Below are 4,769 nucleotides of genomic sequence, written 5' to 3'. Positions count from 1 at the left end.
GCAAGCGATCGAGGAGGGTTACATCCTCGACGTGCTCAAGGGCTACCAGACCTACGACACCGCAATGAAGATCGCCAGCAAGGCCGAGAGTGATGAGCGTGGAGAGGTGGAGGAGGCCGCGGCGCGTAGGGGGGTGATGCGTTGGGCGAAACTGCACCCGACCAACATCAGCCGGAAGGTGCAGATCATCGTCGAGCACTTCCACGCCAACGTCGCCCAACTGTTGGAGGGCAAGGCGAAGGCGATGGTCGTGACCGATTCGCGTAAGGGCGCGGTGAAGTACAAGAAGGCGATCGACGCCTACATCGCCAAGCGGGCCGCCCTGGACGCCTCGTACAACTACCGCACCCTGGTTGCCTTCTCCGGCTCGGTGATGATGGCCGAGGACGAGGAGTGGGATTCGGAGTGGGGGTCGCGACCGAGCAAGGACGACGAGTTCACCGAGGCCAACCTGAACCCCGGTGCTGGCTCGGACCTGGCCGCCGCTTTCAAGGGCGCGACATACAAGATTATGCTGGTCGCCAACAAGTTTCAGACAGGGTTCGACCAGCCGCTGCTCTCGGCGATGTACGTGGACAAGAAACTGTCCGGGGTCACTGCCGTGCAGACGCTCTCGCGGCTCAACCGCACCCATCGCACCGCCGGCGGGGAGCAGAAACGCAAGACATTCGTCATCGACTTCGTCAACGAGCCCGAGGACATCCGGGCTGCGTTCGAGCCGTACTTCACCAATGCCGCTCTGGAGACCGAGACCGACCCGTACGTCGTGGTCCACCTCGCCACGAAGCTCGCCCAGGCCGGGATCTACACCCCAGAGCAGGTGCGCGAGGTCGCCGAACTGTGGGTCACCCGCAAAGGCAACAACGCGCTCTCAGCCGCGATCAGTCCCGCCAAGAACGACTTCGCCCGCCGGTACGCCGCCGCGATCGAGGCCGACGATACGCTCACCCTCAACACCCTCGACCTGTTCCGCAAGGACGTTTCCACCTACGTCCGGCTCTATGACTTCATGAGCCAGATCGTCGACTACGGCGACCCGTACATGGAGATGTTGTCGATCTTCCTGCGCCTGTTGGAGAAGGTCATCGCGGACTCTTCCTGGGCCGCGGAGGTCGATCTCTCGGACGTGGTCCTGGTCGGGGTCAAGTACACCAAGGGGACCGCGGTCGACATCTCACTGACCGGTGACGGGGAGCTCAAGGGCATCGGCGCCGCGGGTACCGGCACCCGGAAAGAGCCCAAGTATGTCGCGCTCCAGGTCGTCATCGACAAGATGAACGACCTCTTCGGTGCCGAGTCGTTCACCGCATCTCAGGTCCGTGAGTTCGTGCAAGGACTGGTGCATCAGCTGCTCGCCTACCCGGACCTGGTCAACCAGACCAAGGTGAACTCGAAAAAGCAGTTCATGGAATCGCAAGACTTCCAAGCGGCGGTCACCGAGGCGGTCCTCGATAACCAGGAAGCCCACAACACCATGGCCGACTACTTCTTCAGCGACGGCCCCGGCATCAGCGCCGTCATCATCGCGCTCGCCGACGCCTTCTACGAAGCAGCGATCGATCAGCAGACAGACGCGTGAGAAGGCTGCGGTACCGCAGTCGTCATTCTCCAGCGCGGCGAGCGAGGAGATGGCTCGGTGAGTGCATCGCGGTGGACAGGCACGCGCCGTCAGCGCCAGTACGGTTCATACGCTCGAAGAACGCGTCGTCATCGGCCTGGACTTCCTCGGTCTTCTGACGGTGCTGGGACTCGGGGGCCGGTATCCAGTCGCGGAGCCGCTGGGTCTGGTCGCGAATGCGAGGGTCTGCTTTCCGAACGATGAGTTCAATTTTGACTGTGGCCTCGGAGCGCGCTTTGCGGTGGCAGTCGACCAACGCGCTGGCCAACTGCCCGCTTGCCCACCGCATCGTTCCCGGGGCGATCTGCAGATTGGTGATACCACTATTGCCGTCGACCTCGACCTTGATGCCTTGGACCTCGACTCTGCCTCGCACCGTGGAGTCCCCAGTCCCACCGAAGGTTGCCTGATGAGGCATTAGCTGGTCTCGATCACTTCGGATGAGGATCAGGTCGATGGGCTCGGGCCCTGTACTACTGCGCCCATCCGCTGCGGTTCATGCGTTCGAAGTACGCGTCGTCGGCGGCTTGGATCTCTTCCTCGGTCATGGCGCGCCGTGGTGTTGGTCGCTGATCTGATGGCCCGATCGTGTCGCGGATAGCTTTCAGCCCGGAGGCGATCCTCTCGTCCGAGGTGAGCGGCCGGACTGCCGCAGCCGATTTCTGGCGTGCGTCTTTTTCGGCGTCTGCCGTGGCCTGCAGAATCATGGATGCCAATTGCGGGCCCAACCGCGCCGCGTCGCGGGGAAGTTTGAGGTCGCGAAGATGTCCCGCCGCGTCGACGGTAGCGATGATGGTGCCGTTAGCGGCGGAACCGATGCCTTGGATGGTGGTCATCCTCTGGCGAACCTGCAGGGCTTTGGCCTGGATTTCGCGCAGGACGGTGTCGGGGTCGGGTTGTTCGGTCATTGTTCGATCAGGTCTGCGAACTCGGCGAGGATTGCTGGGTCTCGGTCGGCGCGGGGGTCGGCGATGAAGTCGAGGGTGCTCTTGGGCCCGAAGTAGCTTTTGATCGTCTTTCGTGTCGGGTCGGCCCCCCGTGTCCGCAGAATTCGGATTGTCTGCGCGGGGTTGCCGGTGGTGGCGACTGCGGCCCAGTAGATTGCGGGCATCCCTTTTTCGGTGACGGCGTTGACGTCTGCACCGGCGTCTAGTAGGCGCGCGACGACCTCGTCGCGTCCCATTTGCGCTGCGAAGTGCAACGGTGTCCACCCCGCATGGTCAGCGAGGGTGACGTCTTCGGTGGCCAGCAGGGTCTCGATGGTGTCCGTATCGCCGTCGAGCGCCGCGTAATGCAGTGGTGTACGGCCGAATTCGTCCAACTCGGTCACTATTTTTGTTCCCTTCGGTGGCTGCGGTTACCAGGTTGATCTTCGACGTGGAAGTACTCGGGATGGTTGTTGACGTAGTCGTTGAACTGCTGCTGGGTCATGCCTTTCGATTGCGCGTCGGCGATCAGCCTGCGGTTCTCGTAGCCGCTGAAGTGTCCATACTCCCATTTCGGGTTCACCGGATACAGAGAGTTGTTGGCGGCGTCGACGTAGTACTTCCCAGACGGGTCTTTCGGCAGTTGCGTAACCCATGGCTTGTCGTCGTAGGACTTGTTGATCGGGACTTTCACGTCGGTATCGGAGGCGACCTCGTAGAAGTCTTTAGAGCCACCTTGGGGTCCCCATTTCGTTGCGGCGGCCTCGATCGTCTTCTTGGTTGGTTCCCGCAGCTCGGGTCGTCGCAAATTCGCCCACGAGGTGAACGATCCCGGCGCGGTCGCTCCCTCAGCGCCGGCCAACACCGGCTCCGCCTTCAGCAACGGGATCAGCGCTTCCGCGCCTCGTGCGATGGCTTGCGATACCCCGATCGGGATGCGCGCCACCTCAGCCAATCCGATCAAGGCGCGGATCAGGGTTGCGATACGGGCACCGTAGACGCTGATGGCCAGCGCCATACCGCCCTGGGCGGCGACTTCAGCGCCGCCGCCGGTCAGCCACGCGCCGATGAATCCGGCGGCCTGGTCGACCGCGATGAGCGCGACCATTTCGACCAGCGCGTGGATGATCGCCTTCTTGGTGGTGTGCAGCGAATCAGCGTAGGCGTCGCACGAGGCAGCCAACTGGTCACATGTTCCGGCCAGGGACTCGAACTGCCCTTTGACCAGATCGTGCTGCTCGAGGGCCTGCTGAGTTTCGGGGCTTTGCTGGGCTTCGATGTGGGAACGAGCGCCCGGCATGGTGATGGTCGCCATCCGCAGTTTGGTCGCCATCAACCGCCACGCACCAGCGGCTTCTCGCAGTTTGTCCGGGTCACCGTTGGGCCAAAGCTCGCCTTGGACAGCGCCTTTGACCCAACTCCAGCCCGTCGGCTCAGGGTCGCTGCCCCCGAACGCTTTCGGCGGCTCAGGCGGCTGGTAGACCGTCAGCGATCCCGGCGGGAACAGCACAGCGTTCGGGTCGCTGTTCGGTTCGGATTGGGAGTTGGCGTTGGCGTGGTTGGTGCCGGTGAACTGGAGCAGGTCATGCATTTGACCACAAGCCAGCGCCAGATCACCCAGAGCGTCAACAGTGTCGAAGGCAACCGGGTCGTAGTCATTCGACCAGGTCAAGCCTGCGTTGTCCGAACCTGCTGAACCACCACAGTCTTTGAGGGTGCTGCACAGGTTGGTGATCGCGGGAACCAGTGAGCTGCCGTGGATGTCGGCATAGGTTTGTGCTGCGGTGGTGAACCCGTTGGGGTCCACCACGATTGGTGGCGCCATCTATGGCCACATCCGCGTGTTGGTGTCCACCGCGGTCGAGTAGTTACCGTGCGCTTTCTGGGCGATCGCGCGGAGGTCGTCGAGGTTTTCGCGCATCTCCCGCACCCCGGCCGCCCATTCGTCGTGCGCGGTGCGCTGGGCAGCCGCGGCTTGGCTGTCCCACGACAGATGCAGTTCGGCGATATGACGATCGACATCCTCGAGCCACGTGTCGACGTCCGTGCCGAAGGTTCCCATCACCGAGACGGCTTCGTCGAGCAATTCCAGGTCGACCTTGAACCGGTCGTTTGGATCAGCCACACTCTTCCCCCCTTTTCACATGTTGAACCGCCCCGGTGAGTCCGGAGACTTATCGGTATGACAGCCCGGCGGGTTGCTGGGCTGGTTGTTGAGAGTAGTA

5 protein-coding genes and 1 pseudogene are annotated in these 4,769 nt (G+C 62.7%); 1 reads left to right on the top strand and 5 read right to left on the bottom strand.

Annotation, left to right across the window (positions count from 1 at the left end):
* Positions 1-1,579 (top strand): annotated as a pseudogene (locus tag A5789_RS13730) (type I restriction endonuclease subunit R); the annotation flags it as partial.
* 22 nt (positions 1,580-1,601) lie between these two features.
* Here A5789_RS13730 and A5789_RS13725 read toward each other — a convergent pair.
* From A5789_RS13725 to A5789_RS13705, 5 genes are all read right to left on the bottom strand, one after another.
* Entirely contained in the window at positions 1,602-1,994 is a 393-nt protein-coding gene (locus tag A5789_RS13725) for a hypothetical protein (RefSeq protein ID WP_155525968.1), read from the bottom strand.
* Positions 1,995-2,091: 97 nt separating this feature from the next.
* A complete protein-coding gene (locus A5789_RS13720; protein WP_064901847.1) occupies positions 2,092-2,526 on the bottom strand; it encodes a YbaB/EbfC family nucleoid-associated protein in 435 nt (144 codons plus the stop codon).
* A complete protein-coding gene (locus tag A5789_RS13715) occupies positions 2,523-2,939 on the bottom strand; it encodes an ankyrin repeat domain-containing protein (RefSeq protein ID WP_193615629.1) in 417 nt (138 codons plus the stop codon). Before A5789_RS13715 ends, A5789_RS13720 begins: the two co-directional genes overlap by 4 nt.
* 8 nt (positions 2,940-2,947) lie before the next feature.
* Positions 2,948-4,369 (bottom strand): GH-E family nuclease, encoded by a 1,422-nt coding sequence (locus A5789_RS13710; RefSeq protein WP_064923663.1) that lies wholly within the window; start codon positions 4,367-4,369, stop codon positions 2,948-2,950.
* On the bottom strand, positions 4,370-4,669 hold the full coding sequence (locus A5789_RS13705; protein ID WP_064901844.1) for a WXG100 family type VII secretion target: 300 nt from the start codon (positions 4,667-4,669) through the stop codon (positions 4,370-4,372).
* Between the last annotated feature and the right edge of the window lie 100 nt (positions 4,670-4,769).

Origin of the sequence: Nocardia sp. 852002-51101_SCH5132738, from assembly GCF_001665695.1 — a bacterium.
GTDB classification, from domain to species: Bacteria; Actinomycetota; Actinomycetes; order Mycobacteriales; family Mycobacteriaceae; genus Nocardia; species Nocardia nova.
Note: the sequence above shows the minus strand (reverse complement) of the source record. Positions and strands in the feature narration are given on the sequence as shown.